This is a genomic window from Brachybacterium sp. GCM10030268, from assembly GCF_042666305.1.
Classification (GTDB): domain Bacteria; phylum Actinomycetota; class Actinomycetes; order Actinomycetales; family Dermabacteraceae; genus Brachybacterium.
In genome coordinates this window covers 317170-335341 of the sequence record NZ_JBHTCW010000004.1, presented here as the reverse complement: position 1 = coordinate 335341, position 18172 = coordinate 317170, and the positions used below count along the sequence as shown (strand labels likewise).

Sequence of the window (18172 nt, the reverse complement as noted above, 5' to 3'; positions counted from 1 at the left end):
GCGAGGGTCTGGGTGGCCTCGAGGCCGACGATCGCCTGTCCGATCGAGGATGCGCACGCCCCGTAGATTTTCACTGGCGATCGGGAGAGTGTCGAGGTTGACCCGCGCTCGCTTGTCGGCGGCCATCTTGAAGGTTCGCGGATCCTCGATGACCGGCCTGCGGCTATCCCGGGTCGTGCGCCCTGTTGTTGCCCCACGTGTCGGAACCGACGGCTCTATCGCCGCTGACCTGGGTTTCTCTGTTTCGGTCGTTGCTCGAGGTATTGCGTTTTTGCAGGGTTTGGAGGCCGTTGGTCACTCCCTTGGTGCACTTCGGCAAATAATCCTTCGTTCCACATCCGACGGGATCGCCACCGCGAAGAGTCTGCAGGTGCATCATGCACCGAGGTCGGGGGTGTAGTAGTTGATAAGAGAGCGTGTGAGTTGCTCACCACGGATGGCGATCGCATCCAAGTCGCCCTTGGCCATCGCCGCAAAGTTGGTGGGATAAGCCTGCACCGTGCCGCGTGGGATCAGGTCGGCCATCGGGACTGGGAGCCGGTCGTCGTACATGCCGAAGTAGACATGAAGAAATCCTTTGATCTCCGCGGTCGCTCCGATCGAGTGGATTCGGCTTCGCGCAGCGTCCTGCGACTTCGTGTGGGTGATGTCGAAGCTCTGTGCGAGTCGTCCTGTGAGGAAACGCGCGGCAGTTCGTTCGCCGCGACCTCGACCAGCATCAACCGCAATGATGTAGTCGAGGTCGTAGACATGAGGGCTGTAGCGGGTAGACCGGCCGGGCAGCAGGGGCGCGAGCCCCAGGTTGTCGTAGACACCGCCGTCGGTCATCACCAGCTCTTCGTCGTGGCGCGTGCCGTCGGTTCGCTGAAACATGTATCGCCGATGCAAGGCGGGTAGCAGGACGGGGAAGGCTGCTGAGGCTGCGACGGCCTCGGCGACGGTCACCTCATCGAGGATCCCGCCGTAAGGGGAAGAGGCACTGAGGGCGCTGCCGAACCTGACAGCGTTGCCGGTTCTCATGTCGGTCGCAGAGATGACAGTGTCTAGGCCGGCGTGCCTAACCTCGGTCATCTTCTCGGCGCCGAAGGGGCGCGCGGCGAGTGCCTCAACCAGTGCGTCCGCACGGGAGTACGAGCGACCTTGCCGAGTGCCGAGAGCACGCATTGTGCTCAGTGTTGCTCGCCAGGCGGCGCGTGGTGTAAGTGCGCGGCGCGCTAGTTCGGCTTGTAGACCTCTTCGGAGCAGGGCGGTGACGGTGTCGTCGAACTCGTCGAATTGTTTGGGACCGTATGCCCACATGGCGGTCAGGAGGCTGCCGCCGCTGACGCCTGACACGACATTGACCTTGTCGAGGACGTCCCGGTCATGGAGGGCTCGGAGAGCACCGAGGCCGAATGCTGTGGCGCGGAAGCCTCCCCCGGAGAGGGCAAGACCGATCTTCGTAGTCATCGGTCACCACCTGGAGCTTCTTGTTCCTCTTCGTCAGAAGTTCTCTGGCTCGGGTAGGCGTAGCCGCCGGGGAACCACGCGCTCGACGAGATGAGATGGAGTGCTATCGGCGTCTCAGGTCGGGTCGTGGTCGCGCGGCTTACCACGCGCACGTAGAGATCCGGCGGTGTTCCTATCTCCAACCAGCTCCGCCACGTTTCTCCCCTGCCACCGAGAATCAGCATGACGGCTCTGCGCCCAGTGCCGTCGGGCGACACGATGTCGGCCATGCCGGCCTCGTCGGTGGGGCTCGGGGCGGCGGGTCCGTGCGGATGGGTGTGCCACATACCGACGAATCCGATCCGATCGACGGTCGCGGTGCGGATGCTCGTGACTACGTCTTGGGTACCCTCGATGCCGTGGTCGAAGTACGCGGCTGACAGGCGGCTGTCGGGCGATGGGCCGGTGGCGGCATCGATGTAGACGGTTTGGGTGGCTTCGTCGAGGCTGCCCAGGGTCATCCCACCGGTCTCGACTCGCGTCCCTCGTACTCGTTGTCCTCGCCGTGCCTCGGTGCGCATCTCAGCAAGTGCCCGTTCGCTGATGCGGACTTCATATTCGCCGGTGTGGTCCGTGAGTGTGATGTCGTTCTGCCAGATCAGCGGCACGGGGCGGATGCCTGATGCTGTGGGCGCAAGATCACAGCCGATTGCGGACATTGGTGCTGTGTTCGCGTCGGCAACTGCGGCCAAGGTGGCGGAGAACAGAGTGGACGCAAGCGACGTGACTTCACTTGCTGCGCCGGTGAAGGTTGGTGCTGAGCAGCCTGGCTCTGGGAAGAACCGATCAGTGCGCGGCGGATTCGGGAACAGGTCTTCTGCGATGGCGCTCCAGCCCGCGGGCGGGTTAGTGACCGTGTCGATGGCAACGCGCCGCAGAATGTCGTGGCCACTTCCGGTAGCACCCGGCATCGATACCGTGGCGATGCCTCGCTGGGCGGTGTGCCCGAACAGCGCGCTGATCGTCGGTGGCCATTGTCCGCGTGTAGCTGCACGTGCTCGTTCGATCCCGACCCGCACTCCCACGTCGGCCGTCGCGTCGACGATGAGGTCGTACTGGAGCAGAGCTTTAGGGGCCGAGAGCGTGCCAGTCACGATATTGTCCCGTGCGCTCGTGACCGTAAGGTCCCGGCGGATACGAGACAACCTCTTTGCCAATCGTTCGGCCTTGTTGTAGCCGATGTCCGCGTCGTCGTACGGCTGCCTGACCAGGATTCCTGGCGCGACGACGCCCTTGTCGATGACGTGCAGTTGCGCCACTCCGGAGCGTACGCAGTGTTCAGCGATCGGTGCCCCGAGTGCTCCACAGCCCAAGATCAACACCTTCTGCCCCGCGAGCCACTGGGCGGGCGATCCGGAGTCGCGGCGACGTGTCACCTCCGATCGGGCCTCGTGAATGACCATCCACTGGACTTTGGCGAGACCGAGCCAGGTGTCTGCGAGGTCTCGCACCCGTTGGGTGAGATCGGCATGTTCCGGGCTGACGTCTTGGAGCAGATCGGTGATCTGCTCACCAAGGTCGTCCAGGTGCCAGGCCGTGATGTGGGCCAGTGGCTTTCCAGGTTCGAGCCGGCGCGCGGGAGTGCCGAGCAACATCATGGCGGGTGCGGCGCCGTCCCCGTCCAGTGCGACACCAACTGCTTTGTTTATGGTGCGGGCGTTCACGAAGGCCCTGAGCAGCTCATCGCGGCTATACCCGTAGGTGTCGAGAGCGGTCGCGAGGGCTTCCGCCGTGCTGGGGTACTCCATGTCGAGGGTGTCGCTGATCAACACAAGCGGTACGACGAAGAGAGCAGTGCCTCGATCGTCGTGCGCTGACAGTTCGTCAGCCACGAATCGTTCATAGACCTGCTGTCCGGTGAGCCACTCCAGGACATCAATCCGCTCACCGTGCTGTGCGCACCAGGCGTACAGAAGGCGCACTCGCGCAGAGTCGGGTTCCGTCTCCGCCCAAGGAACCAGGGCGCCCAAGTCGGGGCGAACAACTACCCAGCCGTTCTTGTACGAGCTGTACGCGACCGGCGGGTGCAGCGGCTGGCCGGCCGGATCGAGTTCGCCAGCCGCGGCACGCTGCAGCCACAGGTTTAGTCGCGCGATCAGACCGCGCATCCCGTCCGCGGGATTCCACTCCACGGAAGGAGCCGCATACAGACACAGGAAGCGCCCCCACTGCACATGTGGCGTCCCCGCCCAGCGGAGGTGCATGACGTAAACATCCGGGTATAGATGCGGAAAGGACGAGCCGACCACGATCTCGAATCGTTCTCGGGCGCGCACGCGAATGCCCGGCTCACTCGTCACGATCCCGGACGTATCGAGTGAGACAGTGAAGGTGGTCAGGCCCTTCTCATCGCTCTCGACCTCCAGTAGTTGAATCGCACCACCGCTGACTTCGGCGAGGTCGGAAAGTTGCCGGTGGGCCAGCTCGCTCAACGACCGAACCCGACCGGCGTCTCCGGGGCGCTGTTGCCGCCTCGGTCGGCAGCAACCGCCGCGTCAACACGCTCCGGGCCGGCACCTAAAGGCGCAGAGTTAGCTGTAGCGGCTGGAATTGCGTTCCCGACAGCGACAGCGGCTGCGGTGATGGCAGCAAACCTGTGACCAGTCGCGGAAGCTGCGCGTTCGACCTTGGCCTCGGTCGCCGCGCTGCTGACGATGTCCCCCCGAATGACCCGTGCGCCAGCCGCATCGACACCGAACACGACCGGAGACGGCGTTGCCTCATCTATCCACGACATAGTGCAGATGACCTCGTCCGCGATCTCTGCGTACCGGTCTGCTGCCATCCTGTGCGGCGGGTTGTGTCCGTCCACGTCCGCGTCAGGGAACACGGTGCTGCTGCAGACCACGGTTGCGTTTGGGCGGGCGTTGCGCTCGAACGCGTTGAGAACATCCATCTGGAGCTGTTCGTTGCCGTCGACATCCTTCTTGTACATCACGCGCTTGGAGCAGTGGTGAGGGGCCAAGAGCAAATCCCAAGCAAGATACTGCTCACGGTTGTGGTACTCGCTGTAGTTGAAGATCTTCATGACCGTGTCGTGAGCCAAGTCGCCGAACAGTAGCACCTTGCCGTCAATACCGGTTTCGTCCGTCAAACTGACCTGCATAGACAAGGATGTCTCGTTCCGCGCCGCTGCCGCGTCGTCCTTGAAGGGCGCGTGAATGAATGCCTCGAACACGCCGGCACGCTCGTACCCGTCAAGCACGGTCAGCGACTGGCCTGGCCATGCCAGATACGCATCCGGCAGCTCGGCATAGGCGTGGGAGCTGTGTTCGTCGTCGTAGCCGATGACACGGATGCGATCACCACTTGCAGGGACCCCTCCAGCGTTCACAGCATCCATTGTTGCCGCGATGCGCCGCTCTGACTCTTCCCGGAACGCAACCGCGTCGCTGCATAGCTCCGGAGCGTCCGGATCGTTGTACTCACGCCACAGCCGAGGGGTCGACCACAACTCGCCGATCCTGACGTTCTCCAGCAAATCGGCGAAGCCTAGGCAGTGGTCTTTATCAACGTGTGTCAGGGCGAAGGTCGCCAGGTACGGCATATTGTTCACCATCGGCAGGGCGTCAACGAGCCGGTCAACCACCGCGGCCTCCGGCGTGGTCTCGTCACCTGCTTTCGCCATGTCATGGAGATCGACCTGCAGCACAACGAGATCGTCGATGACTACAGTCGTGCTGTCGCCGGTCCCAACCGGCCAGAACACCACACCGCGGGCTGGAAGCCCCTCAGACTGGTCCATGTGCTGCCTCTCTGCTGGAGTTCGTCGGGCGCGACTCCAAGCTTGCGATAAGGGTAGCCGAGGGCACCGACATCACGACTACGGCACCAAAGCGAACCACGACCCGAGGTGCGGGAATCGACGGCTCTACTGCCCGGATCTGGAATTTGCGTTCCAGCCGTTTGCTCTGGGTGCCTCGTACTCATTGATCTCTATCAACACTTCCTCCGACGAGGCCTTGACGGTGGACCGGCGGTCGCGCCCGACGCACCGCGATTAGCTCGGAGGTTTCCCGGCCATAGCACGATACCGCCGAGGTCTCTCAGGGCCGGAGTGCAACGAACCACCACCGAAGCTCGTCGCGGAATCCCTGGTGTCGATCAATGATCGGAGCATGCAGTGGTTGTGGTTTTGGCTGGCACCGTCGCGCCCGCCCCAGCGACGCTGCCCTCATCTGCGAACAGCCCCTCACCCGGTGGACTGGCGGATGACCACCGTCTCGCCCTGGGGCAGCGGGGTGCCGGCAGGCGGATCGGTGCCGATCACGTACCACTTGCCCACCGTGCTCGAGGGCTCGTTGCGCACCTCGTAGTTGTAGCCGGCTGCCTGCAGCGTGGCTTTGGCCTGGGAGAGATACATGCCGGAGACGGAGGGGACCCCGCCGTTCTGATCCGCCTGCGGCGGGGGCGCCTTCGTTGCTGCCGGTGCGGACGGGAAGGGTTCGCTGGGCAGGCCCTCGTGGACGCGGCTCATGTACTCCTGCCACGTGGGCAGGGAGACGGTGTTGCCCCACACGTGGCCGTGGCGAAGCATCTGGTCATCGACCGGGAAGCCGCCGGGGGAGATGTTGGCCTGGGGGTGGCCGAACCAGACGGCGGTGGACATCTGGCGGGTGAAGCCGACGTACCAGGTGTGGAACTGGGAGCCGGAGGTGCCAGTCTTGCCGCCGGCGGGGTGGCCCTCGATGATCTTGCCCTTGCCGGTGGCGCGGGGGTCCTCGAGGTCCTGCTCGAGGGTCCAGGCCATGGTGTCGGCGACCTTCTTGTCGACCGCCTGGTGGCATTCGGCCCCGGAGATCGGCATGGCCTCGCCGTTGCGGTCGATGACCTCGGTGACCGCCTGCGGCTTGCAGTACGTCCCGCCGGCGGCGTACGTCGCATAGGCGCCTGCCATGTCCAGTGCCGAGATGCGCACCTCGCCGAGCACGATCACGGCCGGGGCCAGTTCGGTGCCGTAGATGTCCTCGATGCTGGCGTCCCACGTCTGCGGATCCGCGGGGTCGTGGGTCGCGGGGACCACGCCGAGCTCCCGCGCGCCCTCGGCGATGTCGCACAGATCCAGCTGCCGGGCCATGTTCGCGTAGGCGGTGTTGATCGAGAACTTCGTGGCGTTCAGCGCGGTCTCCATGGGGGAGATCCGCACCGAGACGGCGTTGTCCGGGTTGTACCCGGGGTTCTCCCGCCACGCGCCGCGAGGCAGGCACTTCGCGGGGAAGCGGGACATGGGCTCGCGCACCGTGCTCACCCTGTCGGTGATGCTGTGGTTCGTCTCCAGCCATTCCTGGAGCACGAAGGGCTTGAACGTGGAGCCGACGGGGAAGCCGCTGGAGCCGCCGAGGGCCTTGGGGACGTTGTAGTTGATCGCCGTCTCGCCCGGATTGACCTCTTGATACGGGTTGAACGAGCGGTTCTCGGCCATCGTGAGGATGTTGCCCGTTCCCGGCTCCACGGTCACGATCGAGTGGCCGAAGCCGTGCTGCGCATCCCCGGGCACGCGGCGTTCGAGGATCTCGCCGGCGATCTTCTGCTTGGCCGGATCCAGCGTGGTGCGGATGGTCAGCCCGCCTCCGTAGAGCAGCTTCTGGCGCTCCTCGTACGTCGGGGCGAACTCGGGGTCGCTGAGCAGGGTACGGGTGACGTAGTCGCAGAAGAACCCGCTGCGGCCCGCGTCGGCGCAGCCCGCCCGCACGTTCTGGATCTGCAGCATGTCCTCCACCGGCTGCTCGGTGTACTTCGTGTACTCCTCGTCGGTGATGTAGCCCTCGCTGTGCATGTCGGCGAGCACCTCGTTGCGGCGCTTCTCGCCGGCTTCGGGGTGGTCGACGGGGTCGTACTGGTTGGGGCCGTTGGTGATACCCGCCAGCAATGCGGCCTCGCCCGGATTCAGATCCGCGGCATTCTTCGAGAAGTAATGCCGCGAGCCGGTCTCGACCCCGTACTGCGAGGGGCCGAACTGGGCGACGTTGAGGTAGGCGTTGAGGATCTCGTCCTTGCTCCAGCGCTTCTCCAGCGAGATCGCCAGTTTCGCCTCGCGCGCCTTGCGCCCGTAGGTCTGTTCCGTGGCCTCTTTGATGTCTTCCTGGTCGCCGCGCTGGACCGCATCCATCAGCAGGGCGTTCTTGACGTACTGCTGGGTCAGCGTTGACCCGCCCTGCGTGGGGCCGCCTCCCATGTTGCTGAGGAAGGCGCGCGCGGTGCCCTTGAGGTCCACGCCGCCGTGCTCGTAGAACCGGCGGTCCTCGACCGCGATCACCGCATGCTGCATGTGCGGCGAGATCTTCTCCAGCGGCACCATGATGCGGTTCTCGGTGTAGAAGGTCGCCAGCAATGATCCGTCGGCCGCCTCGATCCGGCTGGCCTCGTTCAGGGGCTGGACCTCGAGCTCGGTCGGGTAGGACTCGAACAGCTCCACCCCGTCCTCGGCGACCGCGGAGGCGGCCGAGACCGCCGGCAGGAAGAAGGCAGCGAGCAGCACGCCCCCCAGCGCCGAGACGGCGATCATCCCCAGCAGCAGGTACAGGGACTGCGCCAGGGCGACGGGAAGGGAGCGTCCGGACGGGGAAGTGGACGGAGTGCTGGCCATGTTTCCAGGGTATGGCGGGCACATGCGACCGCGGAAGGTTCAACCACGGGTCCTGTGCCTGCGCGTCGCCGATGTAATGCGATCGTTGTGCGCCGAGGGCGCTGTGGGTGGCTCGTGGCACGCATCGCGATGCTCCCGGCGTCGGAGTTCAGGCTCGCTCGGTGCGGCGCGGAGGCCCGTGGCGACGAGGCGGGGCTCCAGCGGTGCGGGGCGGTCAGACGGTGAACATCGCCTCGGCCAGCAGCTGGAGCGTCTGGGCATTGCCCGTCGGCTCATCGAGGGGCTCGGACTCGTAGGCGCCCAGGGAGCCGGAGACCATGATCTCGTCCACCCCGCTGGCGGCGGCGAACTCGCGCAGCCGCGGAGCGACCTGCTCCGGGGTGCCGATGAACCACGAGGAGCGCACCTGCTCCAGCGCCTGCGCCTCGGCGCCCTCGGAGGGCGCTGCCAGGACCTCCTCGATGGTCTCCAGCGGCCGCATCGGAGCGTTGGTGCGCATTCGGGCGAACTGTCGCAGCATCGGCAGGGCGCGCTGGTGAGCCTCCTCCTCGGTGGGTGCGACGGAGACGTTGGCCGTGAGGAAAGACTGCGGCCGGGGATGTCGCTCACTGGGCTGGTACGTCTCGCGGTACAGCGTCATCGCCTGCTCGAGGCCCGGGGCGCCGAAGTGGTTGGCGAACACGTAGGGCAGGCCCAGCTGCGCCGCGAGGCGGGCGGAGAAGTCGCTCGAGCCCAGCAGCCACACCTCGGGCGACGCGGTCGCGGCCGGGGTCGCGCGGGACTCGTAGGTGCCGCCGTTGCTGAAGGAAAAGCTGGCCCCGTCCGGGCTCATGATCTCCATGATCTCCTGGACGTTCTGCGGGAACTCCTGGGCCTCGCTGGTGGTGCCGGAGCGGCGCAGCAGCTGCGTGATCACCGGATCGCTCCCCGGAGCGCGGCCCAGGCCCAGGTCGATCCGGCCCGGGGCGAGCGCCTCCAGCGCCGCGAACTGCTCGGCCACGATCAGCGGGGCGTGGTTGGGCAGCATCACCCCGCCCGAGCCGAGACGGATCCGTGAGGTGCGCGAGGCGGCTGCCGAGATCAGCACCGGCGGCGTCGTGGAGGCGACGGCCGCCATGTTGTGGTGCTCGGCGAACCAGTAGCGGCGATACCCGAGCTCGTCGGCTCTCTGCGCCAGGGCCATGGATGAGGCCACGGCGTGGGCGGAGCTCTGACCGGTGCGCACCGGCACCAGGTCGAGGACGGACAGGGAGGGAATCGCGGTATCGGTCACCGAGGGCGCAACGCCCACCGGCGGAGCTGCATTCCCCGCGCGCGCGGACTCCGAGCACGGGTCCGCCGCCGGCGAGCGGGAAAGGGGGCCGGCGCCGACGAGGAGAGCGGCACCGCCGCGGACTCCGACGCGTCGCGGGCCTCCGTGAGCCAGTGAGGCCCGCGGAGCCGTCGTCCGTCACCTGCTGACGCGGTCGCAGGCAGCCAGCCGGTCAGCGCGTGGAACGACCGCATCGACCAGGTGTGGGCCACTTGCGGCTGACGCCGGGGTGCAGTGCGAGCCGCGGCAGCGCAGCTCGCGGCAGTGCTGCCGCAGCCTGTACGGCACGACATGGAGCGGGCGGGGCCGAGGGCCCCGTCCGCTCCATGTCGCGTTTCGCCATCGTCCACCCTGCACCGAGGTCCGCCCGGCTGAGGACTTCTGCTCGCGCGGGCTGCTCGAGGGGCTCTTGCCGGTAGGCGGAGCGAGAGGCGGCTCTGCGGCGTATCAGGCCGTGAAGTGTAGGTGCCGCGGCTGGTTCTGCCAGGGCCCTTAGGGGCCTTGCCGCGGGGTCGAAAGAGACGATTCCTGTGACCGTCTCGAGACATTCCGGAGGCGGATTTCGAGGTATCCAGAGGCGTGGCGTGGTGTTCAATCATCCATGGAACACCACCCGAGTCCATAGTGAACGGCGGGCGGCCGAACAGGCCGAGCGGTGTCTTCTCCTCCTCAGGTTCTAGGTAAGGGTCACGATGGCTCCTCAGCTCGGCGCGCTCAAAGGTAAGAAGAAGGTCGGCGTCATCTCCGCCCTGTCATGTTGCGGATGCGGCGGGCTCGCGTTTCTCCTGGTGATGATCACCGGCGTCCTGGGAGCGGTCTTCGCTCCTCCCGTGGACGAGACGCCGTCCGATCAGCCCACGGTCGCTGCCCGCGAGGCCGACGCTGAGACGGTTGCGCCGGAAGCGGCGACGGAGACCGCGACCGCCACCCCGTCGCCGACCAGCACGCCGACACCGACCCCTACGCCGACCGCAACACCCGAGCCGACGCCTGACCGCTCGAGCGCCCTCGGGGTTCTCGCCGGGCTCGAGGTCAAGGGCCGCGCGCCGAAGACGGGCTATGACCGCGATTCCTTCGGGTGGCGCGATGACATCGACCGCAACGGGTGCGACACCCGCAACGACATCCTGCGCCGCGACCTCAGCGACATCGTGCTCGAGTACGGCACCGAGGGATGCGTCGTCCTCTCCGGCGTTCTCGCGCCCTCGCCCTACAGCGGTGCGGACGTCTCCTTCCACCAGGAGGACGACAACTCCCTCGATATCGACCACGTCGTGGCTCTTTCCGACGCCTGGCAGACCGGCGCCGCGCAGTGGGATGAGGAGAAGCGGGTGGAGTTCGGCAACGACCCGCTCAATCTGCTTGCGGTGGAAGACTCCCTGAACCAGCAGAAGGGTGATGGGGACGCCGCGACGTGGCTTCCGCCGAACAAGTCGTACCGGTGCGAATACGTCTCTCGGCAACTAGCGGTGAAGGACAAGTACGGCCTGTGGGTCAAGCCGGCCGAGAAGGACGCCATCGAACAGGTCCTCGGTGATTGTGAGGGCTTCGCCGCATTCGCTGACGACGAGGTCACGCCGGACCGCTGGGAGGGCGATGGTGCGCGCGAAGAGGCCGCCCCGGAACCCGAGCCTGCCCCGGAACCCGAGCCTGCCCCGGAACCCGAGCCCGCCCCGGAACCCGAGCCTGCCCCCGAACCGGCTCCCGCACCCGAGCCCGAAGAACCGGCCGGCGGCAGCGTCCACTACAAGAACTGTGATGCGGCACGAGCGGCCGGGGCGGCGCCGGTGCGCGTCGGCGACCCCGGCTACTCACGCAAGCTCGACAGGGACGGCGACGGAGTCGGCTGCGAGAACTGACCGGACGGGACCGGGGCGGGGAAGCGCGTGGCGTGCCGCGAAGAGTGCACGGGAATCAACAAATTAACCCGGCTGAACCCTGAGCGTCATCGGGTGGCTACGGCCCGGTGACGTGGGGCTCATACCGTCGAGCGGCCCGATCCCCGGCGTCGCCCCCGGCGACGCGCATCCCCGCGAAAGGTCCCCGCCCCATGAGTCCCTCCTCGCCGCCCTCGGCGCGCGCCGCCGTGCCTGCCTCCCCGATGCGCCGCAGCAGCTGGCTGCTGCTGGCCCTCGCCCTCGCCGCCACCTCGCTGCTGTGGTCGCCGACCGCTCCGTCGGCGCACGCGGACGGGGAGGAGGGCTCCCGCTTCAGCCTCGCCGTGCTGCCCGATACGCAGTTCTACTCCCGCTACGCCCAGTCGAACTTCATCCCCGACTACGGCACCGATCCCTTCAACGTCCAGACCCAGTGGCTGGCCGATCACGCCGACGAGCTGAACATCCCCTTCACCGCGCACCTCGGCGACGTCGTGGACCAGGCCGGCGTCCAGGAGCAGTGGGAAGTGGCCGACCAGGCCATGGCCACCCTGGAGGAGGCGGGCATGCCCTACTCGATCCTCCCCGGCAACCACGACGTGCTGGACTCGAACGACCAGCTCACCGACACCGACTACGACCTCGCCGCCGAGCCGTTCGCCCAGTGGTTCGGCCCCGAGCGCGCCGCCCAGCAGTCCACCTACGGCGGCAGCGACCCCACTGGCCTCAGCCAGTTCCACCTCTTCGAAGCCGAGGGCCAGCAGTTCCTGGTCCTCGCCCTGCCCTGGCGAGCCTCCGAGCAGACCCTCCAGTGGGCCCAGGGCGTGCTGGATGCGCACCCCACCGTGCCCGCCATCCTCACCACGCACGACACCATCGCCATCGACACCGAGGGCCAGGGGTTCACCAGTGACTACGGCGAGCAGCTCTGGGACGGCCTGATCGCCGGCAACGACCAGATCTTCCTCACCCTGAACGGGCACTACCACGGCGCCGCGGTCACCACCCGCGCCAACGACGCCGGCCACGACGTCACCCAGATCCTCATCGACTACCAGATGGCCCAGGACGGCGGCAACGGCTACCTCGGCCTGCTCGAGTTCGACCTCACCCGCGGCGGCATCCACGGCGAGACCGTCTCCCCGTGGGTCGGCCAGAAGTCCCAGGACCAGCTCACCCAGTTCGACCAGCCCGCGCTGACCGGACCGGCGCAGAGCTTCGACGTCGACATCGACTTCGCCGAGCGCTTCGCCGGCTTCGCGCCGGACTTCGGTCCGGGGGAGGGGCTGTACCCCTCGCTGTCCCAGCGCGCCGTCGACCTCGTCACCGACGGCTTCAGCGGCGTCCCCGAGAACAGCACGCAGGAGCCGGGCTCGGCCCAGGACTACGTGCGCGCCCCGGGCACCCTCGCCCACTGGCGGATGGACGCCCCCGAGGGCACCCTTGAGGAGGGCGCGGTGATCGAGGACGTCGTCGGCGACAGCGACCTGCACCGCGTGAGCCTCGAGGAGTCAGGGTCCAGCGAGGCCCAGGTCGAGGACGTCAGCATCGAGCGCGAGTCCCAGCGGTACTCGGCGTCGGGCAGCTCGGTGTGCTTCGACGACTCCAGCCGGGAGCGCTTCAGCTACCTCAGCACCGACCCGGAGGCCGCGGTCAACAACGCGGACCTCTCCGGTGGCTACACCATCGAGACGTTCCTGAAGATCGACGAGGACTGGAGTGAGTCCGCCAACGCCTGGAGCAAGGCCCTGGTGCGCAGCGGCAACCGCTCCCAGATCGAGGGCATGCCCTGGTCGCAGTGGGACTACACCGCCTCGCCCACCGCCCTCGGCGTCTCGAACCTGCGCGAGTACCAGTTCACCACCGTCGGCCAGGACGCGGCCGCCGGGGACAAGACCGCGTGGTCCGGGGAGATCCTCCCGGGCACCTGGAACCACGTCGCGATCGTCAACGACCCGGCCACCGAGGACATCGTCATGTACGTCAACGGCGCGCCCGTGCTGCGCACCTCCCAGGACGTGCTCGGCCAGTCCTTCAACGAGTCCATGCCCTGGATCATCGGTTCGGACTGGGTCGACGACGCGGCCACCAACGGCTGGCACGGCTGCGTGGGCGAGACCCGCATCTCGGATCGTCCCCTGGACCAGGACCAGTGGCTGACCGCCCGTCCCGATCTGGGCACGCTCGCGGTGACCCAGCAGCCCGAAACCGCGGTCGTAGCCGGTGAGGACGCTGTGCTCGAGGGCACCGGAACCCCGGGCGCCGAGGTGCGCGCCGTGCTGCCCGGCAGCGGCGAGACCCTCAGCGCCGAGGTGGCGGACGACGGCACCTGGACTCTCACCGTTCCCGGCGACCGGCTCTCCGACGCCGAGACGGTGCTGACCCTGGACCAGGGCTTCGGTGAGCGCCGCTCCGAGGCCACAGAGGTGACCGTCCCGGTCGAGGCCGACGGCAACGGCAACGGCAACGGCCACGGCCATGGCAACGGCCATGGCAACGGCAACGGCAACGGCAATGGCCATGGCAAGGGCAACGGCGGCAGCTGAGGTCCCGGGCCGGGCGGTCCGGGGCACGGCCCCGGCGGGGCTCATGACCACGGTGACCTGGCCCGTCGCCCCGTCGCCCCGTCGCCCCGTCGCCCCGCCGCCCCGTCGGGCACCGGTCTACGGGGTTGACTGCGGCCGACCCGTCGGCCTGAGCAGGGGATGGCCCGGCGACTGAGCGCTCAGTCGCCGGGCCATTCGCCGACGAGGCGCTCGAACGTGCGCGCCCCGCCGCGGTCCACGGCCGCCTTGATCGCCGCGTAGATGGCGCCCTGCAGGGCGGAGGCCAGAAGCACCTCGCGCAGCGGGAAGTCGGATTCCAGAGCCTTGGGCGCCTGACCGGCCTCCTTCGGAGTGACGAGCTTCCAGACCTGCTTGAACAGCACGCCCGCGAGGGCGCCGCTGAGGACACCGCTGAGCAGCCCGATGGGGCGGTAGAGGATCTTCGCGGACGTATGCGTCGACTTCTTGTGAGGCATGAACGTGCTCCTTCCGGACTGGCCGTGCTGGACGTGCGGACGATGCCGGCGGCCGGGATCGACGGGCCCGGGCGTCCCAGCTCGAGCCGATCCCGGCGCGACCTCGGGTCAGCGCGCTGCGCGAAGCCCGCGGCCGGCGCCGGCCTTGCGCTTGAGGCGTGCAGGGACGGCGGCGCGGGCCTTGCTCTGCAGAGGCGCCGGAGCGGCGGTGCGAGCCTTGCGCTTCAGCCGCTGCGGGGACGCGGCGCGAGCCTTGGCCTCGGCGCGCGCTGCGCCGGCCACGCGCCCTGCCCGGGCGGCGCGGCCCATCCCGGTCGCGCCCGCCCGGCGTGCGGTGGGCCCGGAGGTCGAGCGGTTCCCGCCCGAGGCGCGCACGATGATCGCGGCGACAGAGGCCAGGGCCACCGCACCGGCCGCGCCCAGAGCCGTCCACCCGTTGCGGTTGGGACGACCCTCGGCATCGGTGAGCGCCTCCCGCGCCTGGGCCACGGACGTCTGGGCCTTGGTCCGGGCAAGCTCGACCTGCTCGCGAGCGCGAGTCTGGAGCTCCTCGGCCTTCTGACCCGCCTCGTTCTTGAGCTGCTCGGTCTGCGCCTTCGGGTCGAGCTTCTTGGACAGCGCCTCGACGGTCTCGCCCATCTCCTCGCGGGTGCGGGCGATGTCCGCCTCGAGCGCCTCGGGGGAGTCGTCCTCGGCCTTGACGGCGTCGGACTCGGCCTCGGCCCGTGAGCCGTCGCCGGCGGCCCGGCGGCCGGTCTCGGCGCCCGGGTCGGTGGCGGGCCCGGGATTGGGGTCGGTCTGCGAGGCCGGGCGCGTGTTGGGGGTGTGCTCTGCTTGATTGCCCGCAGCGGCGGTACCGGGCTGGTCGGGCTTGTTGGGCGTGTTGGGCTGGTCGTGTCGGTCCTCGGGGGGCAGGGCTGTGGTCATGTCAGATCCTCTGCTTGATCTCGTCGGCATCCTGACGAACCGTGGCGACGGTCCGCTCGGGCGTGGGGGACAGGTCCTCGGCCTTCTTCTTGCCCATCAGGGCGGCGATGCCGGCCGCGATGAAGACCACGACGGTCACGATCAGCGCGGCAGCCCAGGCAGGCAGGAACAGCGCCAGGACCAGCACCAGCGTGGCCAGGAGCATGCCGAACCCGAACCAGGCGAGCACGGCGCCGGCACCCACCAGACCTGCGGCGGTCCCGCCCTGCTTGGCCTTCTCGGTGTACTCGGCCTGAGCGAGCTTGAGCTCATCGCGGACCAGGCGCGAGGTCTGCTCGGAGAGCCGATCGACCAGATCGGCGACGGACGGTTCTCTCGATGGATCGGGGACTGTCACCGGATACTCCCTTCGGATCCTCAGCTGCGGATATCCCTGTATGAGTCTCTGCGGCCGGCCCGCATGACCAGGCGGTTCGCGCGGGCACCAGCGGTAGGACGAGCCATCAGCCACAGCGGACGCTGTGTGATGGGCCACAGCCTTCGGCAGGCGTCGCCGCCCGTCAAGAAGTCGCGTCGGCCCCCACCACCGAGCCAGCTAGTGACCTGCGCGTTCGGTGACGGACCGGACGGACGGTGGGGTCGACCGCATGGTCGCGATTCGGCCGGGCCGACGTGATGGCCGCTGACGTGCGCCGGAGCTCTCCGGACCGCGCCGAGCGGACGCCGGGGTGTTCTCTGCCCGCCGCCGGCATGGTTCGATCGCCGCACGAAGCGCGAGAGGTGTCATGCGGCGAAAGGACTCGGCGATGTCATCGAAGAGCACAGATCCCCCGACGAGCACTGAGCCATCGAAGAGCACTGAGCCATCGAGGAGCACGGGCCCCACGGCGGGCACCGAGACGTCCGCGGGCAGTCACCCCGCCGATACCCCGCACCCCGAGGACTCGCGGAAGCCGGACACCCCGGCCGACGTCACGGCCCCCTCCTGGCGATACGTCCTGCGCACCACGATGCGCGAGTATTCCGCCGACGGCTGCAGCGATCTCGCCGCCGGCCTGACCTACCGCACCGTCCTGTCGATCTTCCCGGCCCTGATCGCCCTGGTCTCCCTCCTGAGCCTGGTGGGCCAGAGCGAATCCACCGTCACCGCCGTGCTCGACCAGGCCCAGGGCATCGTCCCGCCGGACATGTGGCAGACGGTGCGGCCCGCGCTGGAATCGATCCTCACCGCGCCGGCCGCCGGAATCGGGTTGATCATCGGTCTGCTGACCGCGCTGTGGTCCGCCTCGAGCTACACCAAGGCCTTCGCCCGCGCGATGAACACCATCCACGACGTGCCCGAGGGGCGCGGGGCGATCAAGCTGAACCTGCAGATGTACCTGCTGACCGCGCTGTTCCTCCTGCTCGGGGCGGTGGGGCTGCTGATCGTCGTCCTCTCCGGACCGGTGGCCGAGGCCGTGGGCAGCGCCATCGGGCTGGGCAGCGTAGCGATCACCGTGTGGTCGATCGCGAAGTGGGTGGTACTGGCGGCCGTCGTCGTGTTCACGATCGCGCTGCTGTACTACGCCACCCCGAACGTGCAGCAGCCGAAGTTCCGGTGGGTCAGCATGGGCGCACTGCTGGCCATCATCGTCGCGGTCCTGGCCAGCGTCGGCTTCTTCCTCTACGTCTCGAACTTCGGCAACTACAACGCCACCTACGGGGCGCTGGCCGGCGTGATCGTGCTGCTGCTGTGGATCTACATCATCAACTCGATCCTGCTGTTCGGCGCCGAGGTCGACAGCGAGATCGAGCGGGGCCGCGAGCTCCAGGCCGGCATCCCCGCCGAGGAAGAGTTGCAGCTGCCGCCGCGGGACACCAAGGCCAGCGACAAGCGGGCGCGGAAGTACGCCGAGGACGTCGAGCGCGGCCGGAACCTCCGCAAGAGCGCCGGCCGCAGCCAGGAGAACCCGTCCGGTGGCCGGGAGGGCTCGTCGGGCCGGCGCGGCCAGGAGGGCTCCGCCGACCGGCGCGGCCGGGAGGGCTCCGCCGACCGGCGCGGCCGGGAGGGCTCGTCCGGTCGGCGGAAGCGGGAGCGGAACCGGTCCTAGTTGCCGCGCTCGAAATTGGAGCCAGCATATGCACCGATAGCTCTATATAGCGCCTACGTGTGCACATGCTGGCTCCAATCCGGGTTCGCCGCCGGATCATGGCAGGCTTCGCGTTACTCGGCTGGCCCCATGTCGCCGGTTGGCCCCATGTAGCTGGGTCGGCCTGTCGTCACTCGGCTGGCCCCGGGTCACTGGGCTGGCCCCACGTCACTCGATCTCGAGCAGCTTGCCGCTCTTCGAGAGTTCCGGGTCGGTGCAGGAGGCCAGATCGAAGCAGCAGGGGCGGCGCTTGCCGGAGCGGAGCTTGTCGATGGAGACGTCCACCCGCCGGGCACGGGTGTCGGGGTTCTTGGTGGCGCCTACCCAGCGCACCCACTCCCAGCGGGCCATGGGCGTGATACTCGCCCAGGTCTGCTCGAGGTCCTCTGCCTCGGATAGTGCCGCGCCGAGGTCCTCGGGGATCTCTGGTTCGGGCCAGGTGGCCGACGGTGTCAGGGTGAAGGCCACGGTGTCGCCGTCGTGCAGGCCGGCGGACTGCTGCAGTTCGGTGTCGATGGAGAGCCAGTGGCCTTTGCGTCCGTCCGGCTCGATCACGGTCTCCACCGCGACGCCGTTCACCTCGCCGGTGACCGCGACCTGGCCGCGGGAGGGGAACTGCGCGCTGGCCTCGTCCGGCAGCGGGAGGATCAGGCGCTCGCCGATGGCGCGCACACGCGCGTGGCCCTGGACGGTCGGTGCCGTGGAGCTGGATCGTGACGTGGGACGTGAAGCCATGGCAGTTCTCCTTACCCCGGCGCCGGTGCTGGAACAGGACGTGCGGGCTGGAGGGGAGCACCGGACGCGTGCTTCCAGAATAGAGCCCCGCCCGAG

General features: G+C 68.2%; 12 protein-coding genes. 3 read left to right on the top strand and 9 right to left on the bottom strand.

Features of this window, described 5'->3' with window-relative positions; translation table 11 throughout:
- Positions 1-375 precede the first annotated feature (375 nt).
- The 5 genes from ACFQRD_RS08965 to ACFQRD_RS08945 form a co-directional block, all read right to left on the bottom strand.
- Complete coding sequence (locus ACFQRD_RS08965) at positions 376-1449, bottom strand: patatin-like phospholipase family protein (protein WP_377803807.1); 1074 nt, start codon at positions 1447-1449, stop codon at positions 376-378.
- The gene (locus ACFQRD_RS08960) at positions 1446-3920 is read right to left on the bottom strand and encodes a ThiF family adenylyltransferase (RefSeq protein ID WP_377803806.1); all 2475 of its coding nucleotides are present in this window, start codon (positions 3918-3920) and stop codon (positions 1446-1448) included. Before ACFQRD_RS08960 ends, ACFQRD_RS08965 begins: the two co-directional genes overlap by 4 nt.
- Positions 3917-5233: a hypothetical protein gene (locus ACFQRD_RS08955; RefSeq protein WP_377803805.1), complete on the bottom strand. Its 1317-nt coding sequence runs from the start codon at positions 5231-5233 to the stop codon at positions 3917-3919. Before ACFQRD_RS08955 ends, ACFQRD_RS08960 begins: the two co-directional genes overlap by 4 nt.
- Before the next feature lie 447 nt (positions 5234-5680).
- On the bottom strand, positions 5681-8074 hold the full coding sequence (locus ACFQRD_RS08950) for a penicillin-binding protein (protein WP_377803804.1): 2394 nt from the start codon (positions 8072-8074) through the stop codon (positions 5681-5683).
- A 214-nt stretch (positions 8075-8288) separates the two neighbouring features.
- Positions 8289-9365, bottom strand: a complete 1077-nt coding sequence (locus ACFQRD_RS08945; RefSeq protein WP_377803803.1) for an LLM class flavin-dependent oxidoreductase — start codon at positions 9363-9365, stop codon at positions 8289-8291.
- A gap of 713 nt (positions 9366-10078) precedes the next feature.
- Here ACFQRD_RS08945 and ACFQRD_RS08940 point away from each other — a divergent pair.
- Together ACFQRD_RS08940 and ACFQRD_RS08935 are read left to right on the top strand one after the other, a co-directional pair.
- A complete protein-coding gene (locus tag ACFQRD_RS08940) occupies positions 10079-11245 on the top strand; it encodes a DUF1524 domain-containing protein (protein WP_377803802.1) in 1167 nt (388 codons plus the stop codon).
- A gap of 191 nt (positions 11246-11436) precedes the next feature.
- Positions 11437-13809 (top strand): LamG-like jellyroll fold domain-containing protein, encoded by a 2373-nt coding sequence (locus ACFQRD_RS08935; protein ID WP_377803801.1) that lies wholly within the window; start codon positions 11437-11439, stop codon positions 13807-13809.
- A gap of 179 nt (positions 13810-13988) precedes the next feature.
- On the opposite strand, the gene ACFQRD_RS08930 is transcribed toward ACFQRD_RS08935, so the two are convergent.
- From ACFQRD_RS08930 to ACFQRD_RS08920, 3 genes are all read right to left on the bottom strand, one after another.
- On the bottom strand, positions 13989-14285 hold the full coding sequence (locus ACFQRD_RS08930; protein ID WP_377803800.1) for a DUF4235 domain-containing protein: 297 nt from the start codon (positions 14283-14285) through the stop codon (positions 13989-13991).
- Between the two features lie 108 nt (positions 14286-14393).
- Positions 14394-15212 (bottom strand): DUF3618 domain-containing protein, encoded by an 819-nt coding sequence (locus tag ACFQRD_RS08925; protein WP_377803799.1) that lies wholly within the window; start codon positions 15210-15212, stop codon positions 14394-14396.
- A gap of 1 nt (position 15213) precedes the next feature.
- A complete protein-coding gene (locus ACFQRD_RS08920) occupies positions 15214-15609 on the bottom strand; it encodes a phage holin family protein (RefSeq protein ID WP_377803797.1) in 396 nt (131 codons plus the stop codon).
- Between the two features lie 409 nt (positions 15610-16018).
- Here ACFQRD_RS08920 and ACFQRD_RS08915 point away from each other — a divergent pair, with 409 nt between their 5' ends.
- Positions 16019-17302 (top strand): YhjD/YihY/BrkB family envelope integrity protein, encoded by a 1284-nt coding sequence (locus tag ACFQRD_RS08915; protein ID WP_377803796.1) that lies wholly within the window; start codon positions 16019-16021, stop codon positions 17300-17302.
- Between the two features lie 207 nt (positions 17303-17509).
- Here ACFQRD_RS08915 and ACFQRD_RS08910 read toward each other — a convergent pair whose 3' ends face one another.
- Positions 17510-18076, bottom strand: coding sequence for a YdeI/OmpD-associated family protein (locus ACFQRD_RS08910; protein WP_377803794.1), 567 nt, complete (start codon positions 18074-18076; stop codon positions 17510-17512).
- Between the last annotated feature and the right edge of the window lie 96 nt (positions 18077-18172).